Annotated in this window: 16 protein-coding genes and 1 tRNA gene; 9 read left to right on the top strand and 8 right to left on the bottom strand. The window is 51.8% G+C overall.

From position 1 onward, the window contains the following. The first annotated feature begins 151 nt into the window (after positions 1–151). Positions 152–1228 (top strand): sugar ABC transporter substrate-binding protein, encoded by a 1077-nt coding sequence (locus E2566_RS07035; protein ID WP_107169862.1) that lies wholly within the window; start codon positions 152–154, stop codon positions 1226–1228. 14 nt (positions 1229–1242) lie between these two features. Continuing rightward, on the top strand, positions 1243–2493 hold the full coding sequence (locus E2566_RS07030) for an LVIVD repeat-containing protein (protein ID WP_107169861.1): 1251 nt from the start codon (positions 1243–1245) through the stop codon (positions 2491–2493). A 53-nt stretch (positions 2494–2546) separates the two neighbouring features. On the opposite strand, the gene pgl is transcribed toward E2566_RS07030, so the two are convergent. Both pgl and E2566_RS07020 read right to left on the bottom strand, forming a co-directional pair. Then, complete coding sequence (gene pgl, locus E2566_RS07025) at positions 2547–3545, bottom strand: 6-phosphogluconolactonase (RefSeq protein ID WP_107169860.1); 999 nt, start codon at positions 3543–3545, stop codon at positions 2547–2549. A gap of 300 nt (positions 3546–3845) precedes the next feature. Next, positions 3846–3933: transfer RNA gene (locus tag E2566_RS07020), tRNA-Ser, on the bottom strand. 271 nt (positions 3934–4204) lie between these two features. On the opposite strand from E2566_RS07020, the gene E2566_RS07015 reads away from it, so the two are divergent. Beyond that, positions 4205–5026, top strand: a complete 822-nt coding sequence (locus E2566_RS07015; protein WP_107169859.1) for a pyridoxal phosphatase — start codon at positions 4205–4207, stop codon at positions 5024–5026. A gap of 68 nt (positions 5027–5094) precedes the next feature. Here the strand turns inward: E2566_RS07015 and glk are convergent, their stop codons facing one another. After that, positions 5095–6060 (bottom strand): glucokinase, encoded by a 966-nt coding sequence (gene glk, locus E2566_RS07010; RefSeq protein WP_107169858.1) that lies wholly within the window; start codon positions 6058–6060, stop codon positions 5095–5097. Between the two features lie 187 nt (positions 6061–6247). Here glk and E2566_RS07005 point away from each other — a divergent pair, with 187 nt between their 5' ends. The 4 genes from E2566_RS07005 to E2566_RS06990 all read left to right on the top strand — a co-directional run bounded on the left by E2566_RS07005 (position 6248) and on the right by E2566_RS06990 (position 10953). Further along, a complete protein-coding gene (locus E2566_RS07005) occupies positions 6248–7492 on the top strand; it encodes an MFS transporter (RefSeq protein ID WP_107169857.1) in 1245 nt (414 codons plus the stop codon). 137 nt (positions 7493–7629) lie between these two features. After that, complete coding sequence (locus E2566_RS07000; RefSeq protein WP_107169856.1) at positions 7630–8700, top strand: sugar phosphate isomerase/epimerase family protein; 1071 nt, start codon at positions 7630–7632, stop codon at positions 8698–8700. Continuing rightward, complete coding sequence (locus tag E2566_RS06995; RefSeq protein WP_107169855.1) at positions 8697–9848, top strand: Gfo/Idh/MocA family protein; 1152 nt, start codon at positions 8697–8699, stop codon at positions 9846–9848. The genes E2566_RS07000 and E2566_RS06995 overlap by 4 nt, the downstream gene beginning before the upstream one ends. A gap of 124 nt (positions 9849–9972) precedes the next feature. Then, positions 9973–10953, top strand: a complete 981-nt coding sequence (locus E2566_RS06990) for a LacI family DNA-binding transcriptional regulator (RefSeq protein ID WP_107169854.1) — start codon at positions 9973–9975, stop codon at positions 10951–10953. Between the two features lie 78 nt (positions 10954–11031). Here E2566_RS06990 and E2566_RS06985 read toward each other — a convergent pair whose 3' ends face one another. The 5 genes from E2566_RS06985 to E2566_RS06965 all read right to left on the bottom strand — a co-directional run bounded on the left by E2566_RS06985 (position 11032) and on the right by E2566_RS06965 (position 14957). Next, positions 11032–11895, bottom strand: a complete 864-nt coding sequence (locus E2566_RS06985) for a sugar phosphate isomerase/epimerase family protein (RefSeq protein ID WP_205942485.1) — start codon at positions 11893–11895, stop codon at positions 11032–11034. A gap of 242 nt (positions 11896–12137) precedes the next feature. Further along, positions 12138–13196, bottom strand: a complete 1059-nt coding sequence (gene modC, locus E2566_RS06980; protein ID WP_107169853.1) for a molybdenum ABC transporter ATP-binding protein ModC — start codon at positions 13194–13196, stop codon at positions 12138–12140. Further along, the gene (gene modB / locus E2566_RS06975) at positions 13196–13882 is read right to left on the bottom strand and encodes a molybdate ABC transporter permease subunit (RefSeq protein ID WP_107169852.1); all 687 of its coding nucleotides are present in this window, start codon (positions 13880–13882) and stop codon (positions 13196–13198) included. Before modB ends, modC begins: the two co-directional genes overlap by 1 nt. Positions 13883–13884: 2 nt before the next feature. Next, on the bottom strand, positions 13885–14655 hold the full coding sequence (gene modA, locus E2566_RS06970; RefSeq protein WP_107169851.1) for a molybdate ABC transporter substrate-binding protein: 771 nt from the start codon (positions 14653–14655) through the stop codon (positions 13885–13887). 146 nt (positions 14656–14801) lie between these two features. Then, the gene (locus E2566_RS06965; RefSeq protein WP_010285329.1) at positions 14802–14957 is read right to left on the bottom strand and encodes an AcrZ family multidrug efflux pump-associated protein; all 156 of its coding nucleotides are present in this window, start codon (positions 14955–14957) and stop codon (positions 14802–14804) included. 321 nt (positions 14958–15278) lie between these two features. Between E2566_RS06965 and modE the strand changes: the two genes are divergently transcribed. Together modE and modF are read left to right on the top strand one after the other, a co-directional pair. Beyond that, on the top strand, positions 15279–16070 hold the full coding sequence (gene modE, locus E2566_RS06960) for a molybdenum-dependent transcriptional regulator (protein WP_107169849.1): 792 nt from the start codon (positions 15279–15281) through the stop codon (positions 16068–16070). Positions 16071–16120: 50 nt separating this feature from the next. Continuing rightward, positions 16121–17596: a molybdate ABC transporter ATP-binding protein ModF gene (gene modF, locus E2566_RS06955; RefSeq protein WP_107169848.1), complete on the top strand. Its 1476-nt coding sequence runs from the start codon at positions 16121–16123 to the stop codon at positions 17594–17596. The last annotated feature ends 114 nt before the right edge of the window (positions 17597–17710 follow it).

The following is a 17710-nucleotide window of genomic DNA, read 5'->3' as shown; positions in this document are numbered from 1 at the left end:
CGGTGGCTATGATGCAGTATTATTTTTAAATAGACATCCAGACATAAAGACAGCTATAAAGTAGTGATGCAAACTACATAACAATACTGTCATCGACACGACACACCGTCATCACTACAAGATCAATTTATAAAACGCCATGGAGCTGATAATGAAGAAATTTACGCCTGCCTTGCTTGCACTGAGCTTACTGACCGCATTACCGGCACTGGCTAATCAGAACGCCACCATTGCCCCCGTTCCAGCCGCTATCGCCAATCATAATGGTCCGGTGCGCATCGCCGTTATCCGCAACCTGGGGTCGGATGACAACACCACACAGTTTGTTTCCGGCGTACTCGAAGAAGGCAAAAAACTGGGCTTCAAGGTCAGCACCTTCCTGAGCAACGGCGACGATGCTCGTTTCCAGGATTTCGTGAATCAAGCGATTAGCCAGAAATATGATGGCATCATCCTGTCGCAGGGTCGCGATCCCTACTCTACCGATTTGATTAAGCGCATCGTCGACAGCGGCATTGCTGTTTCCGTGTTTGATACCGCCGTGAACGGCGAGATTCCAGGCGTGACCGTTACGCAGCAGGATGATGCTTCACTCACTAACGAATCGCTCGGCCAACTGGTGAAGGATTTCAACGGCAACGCCAATATCATCAAACTGTGGGTCGCTGGCTTCCCGCCGATGGAACGCCGCCAGCTTGCTTATCAACAGATCCTGAAAGCCAACCCTGGCATCAAGGAACTGGAATCGATTGGTGCCGTGTCTTCTGACGTACAGGGCGACACTGCCAACAAAGTCGGTGCGGTACTGGCGAAATACCCGAAAGGCAAAATCGATGCGATCTGGGGCTCGTGGGATGCCTTCAGCCAAGGCGCTTATAAAGCCTTGAAAGAAAATGGCCGGACTGAGATTAAGCTATATAGCATCGACATCTCCAATCAGGATTTACAGCTGATGCGCGAAGCGAGCAGTCCGTGGAAAGTCAGTGTAGCCGTCGATCCAAAACTGATCGGTAAAGTGAACCTGCGTTTGGTTGCTAATAAGATAGCTGGTGAACCGACACCTGCAACCTACGAGTTCCGTGCCGCTGCGATTCCACAAGCGCTGTTAGCCAGCCAACCGGGTGCGGTCAACGTCGCTGGATTGGCGAAAATCATCCCAGGTTGGGGTCACACGGATGATTTTATCGCACCGTGGTTTGCTACACTGGAAGCCAAACAGGCGAAATAATACGGAGATAATTCATGGCATCGACTCCTCTGCCCACCCCCGATTACAGTCGCAATATGCGACTGATTGGACACAGCGATCAGGGCGGCAGACCCGATGGCGTGCAGGTGATGGTTCATCGCGGCTACGCTTACATCGGGCATATGGTTTCACAAGGTGTGTCGATTGTGGATGTACGCGATGCCAAGAATCCCAAGCCGGCGGGATTTATTGCTGCCCCGCCCGGCACCTGGAATATTCACCTGCAAACCCACGATGACCTGCTACTCGTCGTCAACGCGCGCGACTTATTTGCCGACGCCAGCTTTGCCGAGGAAAAGGTCTACTACACCCGTTCCGTCGCCGATACGGTCAGTACCAGGCAACAGGGAAAAAGCTGGAGTGCTGGATTACGAATTTTCGATATCTCTACGCCAGATAAACCACGTGAAATCAGCTTCTTGCCGCTAGACGGCATCGGCATTCACCGCATCTGGTACGTGGGCGGGCGCTGGGCTTATGTTTCCGCTCTGCTCGATGGCTACAGTGACTACATCTTTCTGACTATCGATCTGGCCGATCCGCAGCGCCCGGAAGTGGCCGGACGTTACTGGTTACCCGGCATGCATACCGCAGGCGGAGAGGCCGCAAGCTGGCCGGATGGTAAACGTTATGCTCTGCACCACGCCATCATCAGCGGCGACACCGCTTACGGAAGCTGGCGCGATGGCGGCTTGACGCTGCTGGACGTAAGCGATCGTACCAACCCGCAGCTCATCAGCCACCGTAACTGGAGTCCACCGTTTGGCGGTGGTACACACACGGCGCTACCGCTGCCGGATCGAGATCTGTTAGTCGTGTTGGATGAAGCCGTGTTGGATAATCAGGAAGATGGCGAGAAATTGATTTGGGTGTTCGATATTCGTGAACCGAGTAATCCAGTGAGCATCTCCACCTTTCCACAGCCGAAAGAGGCAGATTATGTGAAAAAGGGCGCGCACTTTGGCCCGCATAACCTGCATGAAAACCGGCCTGGCAGCTTCATCAGTTCGTCACTGATTTTCGCCACTTATCAAAATGCGGGGGTACGGGCTTACGACATCAGTAATCCGTATCAGCCAAAAGAAACTGGCGCACTGGTTCCTGCTGCGCCAGCCAGAATGGTCGATAAACGCCCCGGCAGACCGCAGATTATTCAGTCTTGCGATGTGTTTGTTGATGCCAATGGCATCATCTACAGCACAGACTACAACGCAGGTTTGTCGATTATCGAATACCGAGGCTAATCGAAAAAAAGCCCTGCGGATCAATGCAGGGCTTACTATTGTGCTTCGCTAACTCAATCCAGTGCCAGCACAGACACCCACATTGGTCCTTGGCCGACGGCGTAACGCGCCAGCGGTTGCAGATCGCCCGTGTGCTGATCGATGTGATAGACCTCAATATGCTGAGACTTCTGCCCTGCTGAAATCAGGAACTCACCCGTGTGATCGATATTGAAACCGCGCGGCTGCGTTTCGGTCGGCTGATGCCCGGTCAGCGTTAACGTGCTGCCATCTTCAGACACCTGGAAAACGCTCAGCAGGCTGGCTGTGCGATCGCTGATGTACAGGAAGCGGCCATTCGGCGTGATGTGAATATCCGCTGCCCAGCGTGTATCGCTGAAACCAGCAGGCATCGCATCCAGCGTTTGCACTTTCTGTAAATCGCCGCTGGCCGCATCCAACTGATACACATCGACTGAGCTGTCCAGTTCGTTCACGCAATAGGCAAAACGCTGATTCGGGTGGAAAGCCATATGGCGTGGACCCGCCCCCGTTACCGTTGTCATTTCAGCCTGACGATGTACGCTCAATTCGCCCGTCGCACCTAGATCGTACAGGCGAATACGGTCTTCTTTCAGGCACGGAGCCCATACCACGGAATTGGTTGGATCGATATTGGTAGAGTGACACCCTTCCAATCCATCCAGTTGCTGAATCGGCTCGCCAACAATGCCATCAGCACCAATCGGGCTAACGCTCACGCAGGCACCGCTGTAAGACGCGCTGAACAGGAAACGCCCGTCGTTATCGGTCGACAGGTGCGTCGGGCTACCCGGCAAAGACGCGACACCCGCTTGCGTCAATTTACCCTGTTCATCAATACGATAGCTCAGAACCCTGAAATCAGGACGAACCCCGACATACAGGTGGCGCTTATTTGGCGCAATCACCATCGGCTGAACCTGCCCTGGGACTTCAACGGTTTGCAATAATGTCAGACTTCCCTGAACACCGAGCTGCCAAACATGAATCTGCTGGCTTTCCGGGCTGGCGACATAAACAACTTGCTGCATCGTATTCTCCTTATTTTTCACGCGAATGTGGTGGCACAGGAAGGCTCAAAAGAGGTTCATCGAAAGAATAGCGAACTGGCTCAACCTGACGCACGGTATACCATAAATGACCAATCACTCTATTCTACAGAGACATCGCAAGGCTACTATTGATTTAAATAATGACTGATTTAAGTAATGATTAATTTAGCGAATGGACACTGATGGTGCGCTAATAAATGAGTGGTGAAAAGTGACAGTGCAGAACATCGAGAGAAGATAAAAGGATAACAAGGAGATACACAGGGGAAATATTGAAAGTGGCGGAGGAGTAGAGATTCGAACTCTAGAACACTTTCGCGTCGCCGGTTTTCAAGACCGGTGCCTTCAACCACTCGGCCACTCCTCCGCAATGACGCGCACTATAAACAGTACGCCGCGTGTTGTAAAGCGACGTTGTGGTCAATTGCTTAAAAAATAGATGATAACCCGTTGAAAGCATAGAAAATAGACAGAAAGATTGCCAAAACGTCCATTTACCCTTATTTCCCCCCATAGCGCTGACGCTTCCTCACCAAACAACGTGGGACACATTTATCCCATTGTTGTCTGTCTATTTTTCGCCGCGTCCTTTATCGTAAGACTCATTCGATACCCACCTTTTTATTTGCGAGACAACGATGACCTACCGAGTAATTGCGCTTGATCTTGATGGTACGCTACTGAATCAACAGAAAAAAATCCTCCCCGAATCCCTTAGCGCACTTGCGCTAGCCCGTCAGCAAGGCATACAAGTGATGATCGTTACAGGACGCCATCACTCAGCAATCCACCCTTTTTATCAGGGATTGCAGTTGGATACGCCTGCGATCTGCTGCAACGGCACGTATGTCTATGATTACCAGCAGGGCCGTGCATCACATACCAACCCACTCTCTGTCGAACAGGCAAAAAATGTCATCACCCTGCTAGAGGAATTTGATATTCATGGCCTGATGTATGCTGACGACGATATGTATTATCAACACTCTACGGGGCATGTGGTTCGCACGCTGGCGTGGGCTTCCACGTTGCCGGAACAGCAGCGCCCTCGTTTCGCACAGGTGGAAAATCTGCTGCTCCAGACGGAAGCCTCTCAGGCCATTTGGAAATTTGCGACCACGCATACCGATATCCCTACACTGAACCATTTCGCCGCAGAAGTGGAAAAGCAACTCGGGCTGGCATGCGAGTGGTCATGGCAGGATCAGGTTGATATCGCTCAAACCGGCAACAGTAAAGGTAAGCTGCTCCAGCAATGGCTTGGCGAACAGGGCATCAGTATGAAAGATGTCGTGGCGTTCGGCGATAATTTTAATGATATCAGTATGCTGGAAGGCGTTGGATTGGGCGTTGCCATGGGTAACAGCGCCGATGAAATCAAAGCGCGAGCCGATCTGGTCATTGGCAGCAATGAAGAGCCCAGCATCGCAGAGGTTATCCGTACTCGTATTCTGGCATAACCAATAATGGCGCAATCAGGCAAGCAAGCGCATCGCCTTTCCTGATTGCGTTCGACGACCAGACTGACTTATAGCGCGCTGCCCAGTACCTGTCGCAGGTAAGCTCCCGCTCCCATTAACCCCGGCTGCTCATGGGTAATCAGGTACACAGGGATATCTTGCATATAGCGTTTAAATCGCCCTTTGTCTTCAAAAGCCGCGCGAAAACCAGAAGCTTTAAAAAACTCAAGAAAGCGCGGTACGATGCCGCCAGCAATATAAACCCCGCCAAATGTGCCTAAATTTAACGCCAGATTACCACCGAAGCGCCCCATGATGACGCAGAAGAGCGATAGCGCGCGGCGACAATCCACATCCGTATTATTGACCGCCCGTTCGGTAATATCCTTCGGTTCCAGCACCTCCGGCGTGCGATCGTCGGACTGCACGATGGCACGATAAATATTGACCAGCCCCTGCCCGGACAGCAAACGCTCCGCAGAAACATGCCCTAATGATTGGCGCAGAATAGCGAGAATGTTGTCTTCTTCATCACTATTGGCCGCGAAATCCACATGTCCGCCTTCACCCGGCAAGCTAATCCATTGATTGGCGACATGAACCAGGTGAGCAACACCTAACCCAGTACCTGCACCATACACGGCAACGGGCTTACCCGGCACCGGTTCCCCGCCACCGAACTGGAGCAAACTTTCACGCCCCAGCACCGGAACCGCCATGGAAACCGCGGTAAAATCGTTGATGACCTCAAAGTGGCGTAAACCCAGACTCGTTTTCATTTCAGCGATGGAAAATGCCCAGGTATGGTTCGTCATCGCCACCCAGTCACCAGTAATCGGACAGGCAATCGCGATACAGGCATCCTGCACCGTCGCCTGCCGAGAATCGAGATAATCGCGGATCGCCCCTTCCAGAGAAGGAAAATCCAACCCAGAATACGTTTCGATTTGCGACAGTTCGCCCGTCATGGCGTCACACAGCGCCAAACGCGTATTGGTGCCACCCACATCACCCACTAAAACAACGTGCGTCATTCTTCTTTTCCCCTCAAGCAAAGCAGATACCCGATCATTGCGCGAAAACAGCCCGTTACGCTATGGCTATATAACTTTCTAGTGATAAGGATCTCATTTATGGCTAAAAGCTGCGGTTAAGTTAAAAGTAATCGATTACATTCTTAAAACACAAATTGTAATCGATTACTTTTAAGAGGGATACCGCATGGTTTCTTCATCTGAAAACACAGCTACCAAATCGTTACAGCCGGCCTTCGTCGTTCCTAGACTGTCGCTCATGATGTTCTTAGAGTTCTTCATCTGGGGCTCATGGTCAGTCACACTAGGCCTGGTTATGACACAGTATAATTTGGCCGCCATGATTGGCGATGCCTTCTCTGCTGGGCCGATCGCCTCGATCCTTTCTCCGTTTGTGCTGGGCATGGTGGTTGACCGCTTCTTTCCATCGCAAAAAGTCATGGCGCTGCTGCACCTCATCGGCGCGGTCATCCTGTGGTTTGTACCGACCGCATTGATCAACGAAGACGGCTCGCAGCTACTGATCCTGCTGTTCGCCTACACGCTGTGCTTCATGCCAACGCTGGCATTAACCAACAACATCGCGTTCCATAACCTGACTAACAGTGAGAAAAGCTTTCCGGTTGTGCGGGTCTTCGGCACCATCGGTTGGATCGTTGCCGGAGTCTGCATCGGGACGGCAGGCATCTCCGCAAGCGTCAATATTTTCTATGTCGCTGCGGCGTGCTCCGCCATTCTGGCGGCCTACAGCCTGACGCTGCCGCATACCCCAGCGCCAGCAAAAGGCTTGCCGCTGGCAGTACGCGATCTGTTCTGTGCTGATGCGTTCGCGCTGCTGAAGAAAGGCCATTTTCTGGTATTTGCCCTCTGCGCCATGCTGATCTCCATCCCGCTGGGCACCTATTATGCTTACACCGCGTCTTTCCTGAGCAATGCGGGTATCAGCGACGTCAGCACCGCGATGTCGTTTGGTCAGATGTCCGAAATCGTCTTCATGCTGATCATTCCGCTGCTGTTTAGAAAGCTGGGCGTGAAATACATGCTGTTCATCGGCATGTTGGCGTGGTTCGTACGCTATGCCCTCTTCGCCATGGGCGTGAATGAAGAAACGCGCTGGTTGCTCTATATCGGCATCCTGCTTCACGGTGTCTGCTATGACTTCTTCTTCGTCATTGGCTTCATCTACACCGACCGCATTGCCGGAGAAAAAATCAAAGGTCAGGCACAAAGTCTGGTGGTTCTGTTCACCTACGGGATCGGCATGCTATTGGGATCGCAGGTTTCCGGTGCGATTTACAACCGTCTTTTCGACAACGGCACGCTAAACGCTCCCGAAATCTGGGCGACGTTCTGGTGGATTCCTGCGGTTGCCGCAGCCATCATCGCCGTCATTTTCCTCTTCTCCTTCAAATATAAAGAAGAGCGCGCCTAACCGTCTGATACGGATTACTTAAGGAGAAAACGGGATGAGGTCGCCTTTGGCACCTCATCCTTACACATTCTCCACTACTGCTATCGCAATCGTGCAACGGTATTCATGACTACAAACCGTTGCCAAAGGAGGTAATAATGAAAACGTTAAAAGGACCGGGTATTTTTCTCGCCCAGTATATTGGCGATCAGGCTCCCTTTAACTCGCTGGAAAATCTGGCGCAATGGGCAGCCGAATTAGGCTTTAAAGCGCTGCAAATCCCCTGTAATCACCCGCATATATTCAATCTCGCCACCGCCGCCGACAGCCAAACGTATTGTGATGATGTGAAAGGTCTACTGGCGCAGCATGGGCTAACCATCAGCGAACTGTCGACCCATCTGGAAGGACAGCTCGTTGCCGTCCACCCCGCGTATGACGATGCCTTTGACGATTTCGCACCACCGGCTTATCGCCGCAATCCGCAGGCTCGTCAAGAGTGGGCTATTGCGGCAATCAAGCAGGCAGCACAGGCCTCTTCACGTTTGGGGCTCAACGCCCACGCCACATTCTCTGGCGCGCTGGCCTGGCCCTATTTTTACCCCTGGCCACCGCGTAAAGAGGTCATGATTCAGGAAGCCTTTAAAGAACTCGGCCGCCTGTGGACGCCAATCCTCGACTGTTTTGACGAGCACGGTGTGGATGTGTGCTACGAGCTGCACCCGGGAGAAGATTTACACGACGGCGTAACCTTTGAACGCTTCCTTGAGGTCGTTAATCATCACCCACGCGCCAATATTCTTTACGATCCGAGTCACATGCATTTGCAGCAGATGGACTACCTCGGTTTTATCGATCGCTACCATGCGCGAATCAAAGCGTTCCATGTGAAAGATGCAGAATTTACCGCTTCCAGCAAAAGCGGTGTCTATGGCGGCTATCAGTCATGGGCAGAACGCGCCGGGCGCTTCCGTTCACCGGGAGATGGTCAGATCGATTTTGGCGCTATCTTCAGCAAACTTGCCCAATACGATTATGACGGCTGGGCCGTACTTGAGTGGGAATGCTGCCTGAAAGACAGTAACTGTGGAGCGAAAGAAGGCGCTGCGTTCATCAATCGCCATATTATTCCCGTCGCTCAGCGCGCTTTTGACGATTTCGCCGCCACCAGCGACGATCGTCCGTTGGTAAGAAAAATGTTGGGATTAAAAGAGGAGAACGCAGAATGATCCGCGTTGGCATTATTGGTTCCGGTTTTATTGGCCCAGCACATATAGAAGCGATTCGTCGCCTCGGCTTTGTTGACGTGGTGGCGCTGGCAGAAAACTCGCTGGATGTCGCTCAGCAAAAAGCCCGTCAGCTCAGCATTCCTCACGCCTACGGCAGCGTCGCTGATTTGTTAAATCATCCCGGCATTGATGCGATTCATAACTGCACGCCAAACCACCTTCATGCGGCAATCAATAAGCAGATTATTCAGGCGGGAAAACACGTCTTTTCGGAAAAACCGCTGTGTATGACCAGCGAAGAAGCACGTGAGCTGGTGGAGCTGGCGGAAGAAAAAGGCGTTGTCCACGGCGTCAGCTTCGTCTATCGCCAGTTTGGCATGGTGCAGCAGGCTGCCAGCATGATTAAACGTCAGGAGATCGGACGCCTCTTTGCGGTGCACGGCGGCTATCTGCAAGACTGGATGCTACACGACACCGACTATAATTGGCGTGTTGAACCGGAATATGGTGGCATTTCCCGTGCGGTAGCTGATATCGGCTCGCACTGGTGCGACACGGTGCAGTTTATTTCCGGCCGGAAAATTGTCGAGGTTCTCGCCGATTTCGCGATCGTCCATCCGATCCGCAAATCCAATCGGAATGGCACCGCCACGTTCTCCTCTTCCGATACACCGCTCGAATACGACGACAAGCCGGTTAAAACCGAGGATTACGCGACCGTTTTGCTGCGTTTTGATGATGGCAGCCGCGGATCGTTTACCGTTTCTCAGGTCAGCGCAGGCCGAAAAAACCGTCTGACGTTCGAAGTGAATGGTAGCGAACGATCGTTGGCCTGGGATCAGGAAACGCCGCAGCAGTTATGGATTGGTCATCGCGATAAACCCAATCAGCTGTTATCGGACGATCCCGCATTGCTGAATCCGGAAGCCGCCGCCGCAGTCCACTTCCCCGGCGGTCATATCGAAGGCTGGCCGGACGCATTCAAGAATATGATGGCGAATTTTTACAGCTATCTGCGCGACGGCAAGCAACCGGGGGTCGATCCGTTTAATTTCGCCACCTTCTACGACGGTGCGAACATCATGTTCATCATTGATGCCATCGTACAAAGCCATCAGCAGCAAAAGTGGGTGAAGGTCGCCAATTAAGGTATCAGGCCGTTTATTCGCTGAGGATACTCATCCCGCAGGGGCGACGCCTGCGGGATGCAGCCAGAGATATTTATGGTAATCTGCTCAGCCAAGCATAAGTAGCGTGAGTGCCTTCTGAATTATGTCGATTCAAAAAATAGCACGGATAGCCGGTGTCTCAGTCGCAACCGTTTCACGGGTATTGAACAACATTGATACCGTGAAGCCGCAAAACCGGGAACGTGTTCTCAATGCGATAAAAAGCAGCAATTATCAGCCGAACTTACTGGCCCGTCAGCTACGTACCGCACGCAGCAACATGTTATTGGTGATGGTTTCCAATATTGCCAACCCTTTCTGCGCCGATGTGGTGAAAGGCATTGAGGCGGAAGCGGAAGAAAATGGCTACCGCATCCTTCTGTGCAATTCAGGTGCCGATATCGTTCGCGCACACTCCAGCCTGCAACTGCTGTCCGGTAAAATGGTCGATGGCGTGATCACCATGGACGCTATTTCGACGCTTTCTGCGCTTCAGGACATGATTGGCAACGCGCCTTGGGTGCAGTGCGCCGAGCATGACGATACGTCTGCCATTTCATCCGTCGGGATTGATAACGCAGAAGCATCCCGTTTTGTGATTAATCACTTTATTGGCAAAGGCCGCCGCCGTATCGCCATGATTAACCACGATATGAATTACCTCTACGCCCAGCAGCGAGAAAAAGGCTATCGCGACGCGCTCGCGGAAAATGCGTTTGATTATAGCAAGGTAGAATACGCCAGTACGCTGAGCTATAAAGGTGGAAAAGCGGCAATGGCGGCGCTGCTTAACACGTCTGAACGACCGGATGCCGTCTTTGTGGTATCCGATACGCTGGCAGCAGGTGCCCTATCCGCAATCTGTGAGGCAGGGCTGAGTGCACCGCAGGACATTGCGGTAATTGGTTTTGACGGTTCGGAGTTGGGTTACATCACCTCACCACAGCTTAGCACCATCCAACAACCCTCGGCACATATCGGCAGAGAAGCCGTGAAGTTGCTCTTACAACAGATCGACCAACCTGCCAGCGCAACAGAAAAGCGCTTACTGGAATGGACGTTTGTCGAGCGGGCATCCAGCTAACTTACGTCGCATTCACCTTTCGCGCTTCGACTTCTGACAACCTGCGGCTCGTTGACCGCAGGTTGTCATTTCCGTTTCTTACTTACTTCTCACTTTACTCAGCTTTTCATATAGAGACTGATAGGCGGTGGAAATAATGGTCTGTGGATCTTTCGGCAAATCATGCTCAGCGACATACCAATGGGCACCCGCTTTAGCCGCCGCAGGGAGAATGTCTTCCCATGCCAAAATGCCCTCACCTGGTGGGGCAAAGTTCATTTCATCATCGCGAATACCGATGGAAGTATTGTCTTTCGCATGAATCGAGTAGATACGGCCTTTGTACTGGCGCAGAAGGCGCGCGGGGTCTTGCCCTCCTCGGGATACCCAAGCAACATCCATTTCCAGCATCAGGTTCTCTGGCTCTGCGGCATCTAACATGATTTCCAGCGCCGTTTTACCGCGATACTTCTTCATCTCAAAGTTATGGTTGTGATAAGCCAACTGCATGCCCTGCTTCTTCAATTCACGCCCAAGATCGTTCATTTCCGCACCAAAACGCTGCCATCCCTCTGCGCTATTCGGTCGGTCTTCAACATTGAGCCACGGCACGATAATCATGCGGTTGCTTATCGCTTTGTTAAAGGCGACAACCTCAGCCATATTGCTTTTCAGTTCGCCAAGCTGGACATGCGCAGCAATGGCTTTCAACTGATATTTTCCTAATAACCCTTTCATTTCTGACGCACTAATGCCGTGCGTCCCCACGAGTTCTACCGCCTTAAATCCGGCGTCTCGCGCCATGGAAAATTGCTCATCAAGCGTATTCAGGCTGCGCAGCGTATACATCTGCAAGGCTATTTTCTGGTTTTCTGTTGGACGCTCGGCAAGCGCCAGACCTGATGAAACCATCAACAATAGCGGTATAGCGAACGCACGGCGTAGTAACGTCATACAGAGCATGTCCTTCTCCTATTTTTATCCCGTAGCACAGGTGAAAACAAAAAGTAATCGATTACTTTTTATGATTAAAAAAAATAACGCGGGGATAATTTATCTGACTACCTTGCCCATACGGTAGGAAAAACGAATTGAAAATCACTCTCAATATGCATTCTGTTATCTTAGTCACAGAATACTGGCGAAATTAACACGATAAACCGAGCGATATAGAGCACTTCCCTATCGCTCAGCCTGGTATAGGTTTACGCCGTAATCGACACGCTCTTAATCTGCGCATAGAGCGTTTGTCCAGGATGAAGCGCAAGATCGTCTCGAGCCCACGGCGTGATACGGGACCACAACGTCTGCTGGCCAATCGCAAGCTTCACTTCAACCTGTTCGTCGACATCGATACACTCCACCACACTGGCACAGAGTACATTACGAATACTGCTTTTTTCCGGAGGCTGTAGCACCAAAGAGACATCGGCGGCATTCACACGAATGCGCAATGCGGCATCCTGCGGGAGCTCGACTTTGCCGACCCACACCTGCTGATCGCCTAATGCCAATGCCGTCATCGCGTAATGCGCATGCTGAGCCAACACGCGCGCACTGAGAATACTGCTTTGCTCGTCTTTTGGTAACCAAGGACGTAGTGCGCTACTTGCCCACACCTCTTCCAGTAAACCTTGTGCTTTCACTTTGCCTTTATCCAGCACCACAACATGGTCGGCTAACCGAACTATTTCTTCCAAACTGTGGCTGACATACAGAATCGGGATATTGACCTCTTTCGCCAGCCGTTCCAAATACGGCAAAAGTTCACGCTTTCTCGGCAAATCCAACGACGCCAGAGGTTCATCCATAAGCAGCAGTTCCGGCGCGGTCAGCAATGCCCGACCTATCGCAACACGCTGCTTTTCGCCACCAGACAGCGTCAGCGGATAGCGATTCAGTAAATGTTCGATACCCAGCAAATTGACGATGTCATCAAACTGCGATGCCATTTTTTCAGCCATACCGTAGCGCAAATTGCCGCGCACACGATAATGTGGAAACAGACGGGCATCCTGAAACACATAGCCGATATGCCGTTTTTCTGGCGGAAGAAAAACACGCTGCTGCGTATCCACCAGCACATGGTCATTAAGCACAATCCGACCGCTATCAGGCCGCGTCAGGCCAACAACCGCGTTGATCAGTGACGTTTTTCCTGCCCCAGACACGCCGAAAATGGCGGTAATACCGTTCGCGGGCAGTTCAGACTGAACGTGGAGTTCGAGGCTACCCAGTTGTTGATAAAAATCGAGTTGTAGCATTATCCCCCCAACCGCTTACGGCTCCAGTTTGTTAGCCACTCTGATGCCAACAACGCTGCCAGCGACAGGACGATGGCAATGATACATAGCCTTGCAGCATCCGCCTCTGCGCCCGGCGTTTCAATCAAGGTATACATCGCCAGTGGTATGGTTCGGGTTTCGCCGGGGATATTAGAAACAAACGTAATCGTTGCGCCAAATTCCCCCAGAGAGCGAGCAAATGCCAATACAGTGCCAACAACGATTCCGGGAAAAGAGAGAGGTAAAGTGATGGTGAAAAACACACGCCAAGGCGTGGCACCCAGCGTTCTGGCAGCCTGTTCCAGATGCGTATCGACGGCATCAAGCGAGAGGCGAATGGCTCTGACCATGAGCGGAAACGCGACCACCGCAGACGCTAACGCCGCACCGCGCCAGCTAAAACTAAAGCTGAAGCCGAACCAGTCATAGAGCCAGGAACCGATTACGCCGCGTTTTCCCATCGCCACCAGCAGCAGATAACCAATCACCACTGGCGGCAGCACCAGTGGTAAATGGATAATACTATCCAGCAGCGATTTGCCGGGAAACCGACAGCGCACCAAAACCCACGCCATCAGTATCCCAAACGGCAAGCTGCAAGCCACGGCCACAACGGATACTTTGAGGCTCAGCTCAATAGCCTGCCATTCGTAATCACTCAGCATCGTTAACGCGGCGCAAAGCCATAACGTTTAAACACGGCTGCCGCTTCCGGCGTTTTCAGGTAGTCATAAAAACCAGTAACCGCAGGGTTTTTATGTTCTTTTACTACCGCCATCGGATATTCGACAGGCTTGTGGCTCGCCGCTGGGAACGTACCGACAACCTTAACTTTGTCACTGGCAACCGCGTCAGAACCATAAACAATGCCCAGCGGCGCTTCTTCACGTTCCACCAGCGCCATGGCTGCACGCACGTTGTTAGCTCGCGCCATCAACGGGGAGAGCTCATCCCAGGCTTTCAGATTCTGTAAAGCTTCTTTAGCATAGATTCCGGCAGGTACATGATCCGGGTCACCAACGGCCAGACGTCCGCCTTTCAGCAGGCTTTTCCAGTCGGTTTTATCGTCAATCTTGATATCTTTCTGCGCACTCGCCTTCGGTGCAATCACGACCAACTCATTGCCCAGCAGTGTGTGACGTGTGGCGGTATCCATCAGGTTTTTATCCTGCGCGTAGTCCATCCACTGTTGGTCAGCGGAGATGAACAGATCGGCAGGTGCACCTTGCTCAATCTGGCGCGCCAATGTTGAAGACGAGGCATAAGACGCCACGACAGCGACGTTTTTCTCTTTCTGATACTGCGCAGCGATCTCCTGCAACGCATTGGTTAGTGATGCTGCGGCAAAGACCGTGACTTTATCTTCTGCCGCCGCGGGCAACACCATTCCTGCACTGAGGGTCAATGCGGCAACCCATTTTAACCATTGCTGCTTCATTCTTGTCTCCTGACAATTATCGTTGTGTAAATAATGATATAACGAATCATGAAGCACTGTCATGCGCTTTAAAGAGGTAGATACAGAGAGGTAGAAAAGCAATGTCCGGCCAAAAGCCGGACATCAAAATAGGAAAGGATCGTGAATCAGTGCTGATTCTTTGCGCGTTGACCGTCAGAATGACCGATGCGGGACAACACGTTAAACACTTCGCCCAGGCAATAAATTGCCCCCATGATAACCACCATCATCACAGGAACCATAGCAACTGCAAACAGCAGGCTCTTCAACAACTCCAACATGCTTACCTCACTTATTGTAACGGTTACCGCTACTTTAGCTCGTCTATACCCGTCATACTTCAAGCTGCTTGTGCGTTGGCTGCCCTTACTCACCCCAGTCACTTACTTGTGTAAGCTCCTGGAGATTCGCGCGATTGCCGCCTTCACGCAACCCGAATTATCTAGGGTAAAATGTGCTATTTCACTGTAAGCCGAGATCGTCGTAATTGCCACGTAGTCTACCGCAGTAAGAGAAAATAGTGCGTCTATTTGTGCGATTTGCCCCTGATGCAGAAAATAGCGACAATACAGTGAATTAAACTTTCTAATGGTGATCCCACTATGCAGGCTGAAATTCTTCTCACCCTGAAACTCCAACAGCGTTTATTCGCCGACCCACGGCGTATTGAATTGCTCAAGCAAATTCGTCATACCGGTTCAATCAGTCAGGGAGCCAAACTGGCGGGAATTAGTTACAAAAGCGCATGGGATGCCATCAATGAAATGAACCAACTGGCCGAGCAAACTATCGTCGAACGTATGACCGGCGGTAAAGGTGGCGGCGGTGCGCAACTCACTCGCTACGGTGAACGCCTTCTCCAACTGTACGATTTGCTCGCACAGATTCAGCAAAAAGCCTTTGATGTCTTGCAGGAAGACGGATTGCCGTTGGATAGCCTGCTGGCAGCCATCGCGCGTTTCTCGCTGCAAACCAGCGCACGTAACCAGTTTTTTGGAACCGTGCTCGCACGCAGTGAAGAACAGGTACAACAACATCTGGATATTTTGCTCGCCGATGGTAAAACAACGATCAGCGCACTGATTACGCAGCAAAGCGCCGAACGTCTGCAATTACAGAAAGGGAAAGAGGTACTGGCATTAATTAAAGCACCGTGGATCGACGTATACGCGACCACCTCTACCGCACCTGCCACAGATAACGTCCTGGCAGGACGGATTCAAACCATTCAGCAGGGTGTGGAGAACAGCGAACTTCTGATTACGCTTAACGGGGGAGAAACCCTGTGTGCCATGGTGCCAAATACCTTGCTTGAGCAACAAAAACTACAGCAGGGAACGGATGTGAAAGCCTGTTTTAATGCTGACCGAGTCATCATCGCCACGCTTTGTTAATCTCACTGGGATGCGAGACCTCTAAGCAAACCACTGACGAAGGATAGAAGATGTCATTGTTGAAAATCACGCAAGGGTTATTTCGTCTCAGCGATACCCGCATGCTGCGTCTGGACGAACTGACGATTGAACAAAACCAGTGCTGGGCCTTTGTCGGAGCCAATGGAAGCGGTAAATCGGCACTGGCGCGGGCCTTATCCGGTGAACTGCCGCTCTTGAGTGGTGAACGCACCACGGGATTCCAACGTCCCGTACGCCTGTCGTTTGAACAATTACAAAAACTGGTTTCCGACGAGTGGCAGCGCAATAACACCGACATGCTGAGTGAAGGCGAGGATGACACTGGCCGCACTACGGCAGAGGTAATTCAAGATAGCCTCAACGATCCCGCACGTTGCCAACAGTTGGCACACCAGTTTGGCATTGCGCATTTGCTGGAGCGCCGCTTCAAGTACCTCTCTACAGGGGAAACACGCAAGGCGATGCTGTGTCAGGCGCTGATGCCTCAGCCTGACCTGCTAATCCTTGATGAGCCTTTTGACGGGCTGGATATTGCCTCCCGCCAGCAGCTTGCCGATGAACTGCGGAAACAGGCTGACAGCGGCTATACGCTAGTGCTTATTCTCAACCGCTTTGACGACATCCCTGACTTTATCAACCATGTTGGTGTGTTAGCAGACTGTACGCTGACCCGCATCGGCCAGCGTGAAGCGATCCTCTCTGAGGCGCTGGTGGCTCAGCTCGCTTTTAGCGAAAAGCTATCTGGAAGTTCGCTGCCAGAACCCGAAGATCCACAGCGTTATATAACGCTTCCTCCTGACAAAGCGCGTGTTCTACTGCGCAACGGCGTGGTGCAGTACAACGATCGTCCGATTCTCCACGAACTCACGTGGGAAGTCTTGTCTGGCCAGCATTGGCAGATTGTTGGGCCAAATGGCGCAGGAAAATCAACGCTGCTCAGCCTGATTACCGGCGATCACCCACAAGGCTACAGTAATGACCTCACCCTGTTTGGTCGTAAACGCGGCAGCGGTGAAACCATCTGGGATATCAAACGCTACATCGGCTACGTCAGCAGCAGTTTCCATCTGGATTACCGCGTCAGCACCAGCGTACGTAACGTCATCCTGTCTGGCTTCTTTGACTCTATCGGTATTTATCAGGCCGTTTCCGATCGTCAGCGCCACCTGACCGAACAATGGCTTACCCTGCTTGGACTCAATGGTGCTATCGCCGATACGCCATTTCAGTCGCTCTCCTGGGGCCAACAGCGCCTGACGCTGATTGCTCGCGCGTTAGTCAAACATCCCACGTTGCTCATTCTGGACGAACCCTTACAGGGGCTCGATCCACTCAATCGGCAATTGGTGCGCCGCTGGCTGGATATCTTGATTGGAGAAGGGGAAACACAGCTACTCTTTGTCTCTCACCACGCGGAAGACGCGCCCGAGTGCATCACACACCGGCTTACTTTCGTTCCTCACAACGACATCTATCGCTATCAGATTGATGAGTTATGTAAATAATGCCTAAAAACAGGGATGATAACGCTACCACAAAATAAAATATAGAGTAGAAGATCAGGCTCATTTACACTATAGCCTACGCTTCACTATGTTTATTCGTAAAAAAATCATCGA

The sequence above is a fragment of the Pectobacterium punjabense genome, from assembly GCF_012427845.1.
GTDB lineage: Bacteria > Pseudomonadota > Gammaproteobacteria > Enterobacterales > Enterobacteriaceae > Pectobacterium > Pectobacterium punjabense.
This window is presented reverse-complemented; position numbering and strand designations above follow the sequence as displayed.